Raw genomic sequence first — 1377 nt, 5'->3', positions numbered from 1 at the left:
GCAAAATGGCCCTGTAACTTCGGGAGAAGGGGCGCCTACCCTCACTTCGGTGAGGGAGGCCGCAGTGAAAAGGCCCAGGCGACTGTTTAGCAAAAACACATGGCTTTGCGAACTCGAAAGAGGAAGTATAAGGCCTGACACCTGCCCGGTGCCGGAAGGTTAAGAGGGGAGCTCAGCGCAAGCGAAGGTTTGAATCGAAGCCCCGGTAAACGGCGGCCGTAACTATAACGGTCCTAAGGTAGCGAAATTCCTTGTCGGGTAAGTTCCGACCCGCACGAAAGGTGTAACGATTTGGGCACTGTCTCAACCAGAGACTCGGTGAAATTATAGTACCTGTGAAGATGCAGGTTACCCGCGACAGGACGGAAAGACCCCGTGGAGCTTTACTGTAGCCTGATATTGAATTTTGGTACAGTTTGTACAGGATAGGCGGGAGCCATTGAAACCGGAGCGCTAGCTTCGGTGGAGGCGCTGGTGGGATACCGCCCTGACTGTATTGAAATTCTAACCTACGGGTCTTATCGACCCGGGAGACAGTGTCAGGTGGGCAGTTTGACTGGGGCGGTCGCCTCCTAAAGTGTAACGGAGGCGCCCAAAGGTTCCCTCAGAATGGTTGGAAATCATTCGTAGAGTGCAAAGGCATAAGGGAGCTTGACTGCGAGACCTACAAGTCGAGCAGGGACGAAAGTCGGGCTTAGTGATCCGGTGGTTCCGCATGGAAGGGCCATCGCTCAACGGATAAAAGCTACCCCGGGGATAACAGGCTTATCTCCCCCAAGAGTCCACATCGACGGGGAGGTTTGGCACCTCGATGTCGGCTCATCGCATCCTGGGGCTGTAGTCGGTCCCAAGGGTTGGGCTGTTCGCCCATTAAAGCGGTACGCGAGCTGGGTTCAGAACGTCGTGAGACAGTTCGGTCCCTATCCGTCGTGGGCGTAGGAAATTTGAGAGGAGCTGTCCTTAGTACGAGAGGACCGGGATGGACGCACCGCTGGTGTACCAGTTGTTCTGCCAAGGGCATAGCTGGGTAGCTATGTGCGGAAGGGATAAGTGCTGAAAGCATCTAAGCATGAAGCCCCCCTCAAGATGAGATTTCCCATAGCGTAAGCTAGTAAGATCCCTGAAAGATGATCAGGTTGATAGGTTCGAGGTGGAAGCATGGTGACATGTGGAGCTGACGAATACTAATAGATCGAGGACTTAACCATATAATATGTAGCAAATGTTATCTAGTTTTGAAGGAATATGCCTTCATAGTTTGGTGATGATGGCAGAGAGGTCACACCCGTTCCCATACCGAACACGGAAGTTAAGCTCTCTAGCGCCGATGGTAGTTGGGACCTTGTCCCTGTGAGAGTAGGACGTCGCCAAGCAACT

The 1377-nt window shown here is 53.1% G+C and carries 2 rRNA genes; both read left to right on the top strand.

Annotated features, from left to right (window positions below):
* Positions 1–1208: ribosomal RNA gene (locus tag NU887_RS21040) — 23S ribosomal RNA — on the top strand; the annotation flags it as partial.
* Positions 1209–1257: 49 nt separating this feature from the next.
* Positions 1258–1373: ribosomal RNA gene (gene rrf / locus NU887_RS21035) — 5S ribosomal RNA — on the top strand.
* The last annotated feature ends 4 nt before the right edge of the window (positions 1374–1377 follow it).

The sequence above is a fragment of the Aquiflexum gelatinilyticum genome (assembly GCF_024741135.1).
GTDB classification, from domain to species: Bacteria; Bacteroidota; Bacteroidia; order Cytophagales; family Cyclobacteriaceae; genus Cognataquiflexum; species Cognataquiflexum gelatinilyticum.
This window is presented reverse-complemented; position numbering and strand designations above follow the sequence as displayed.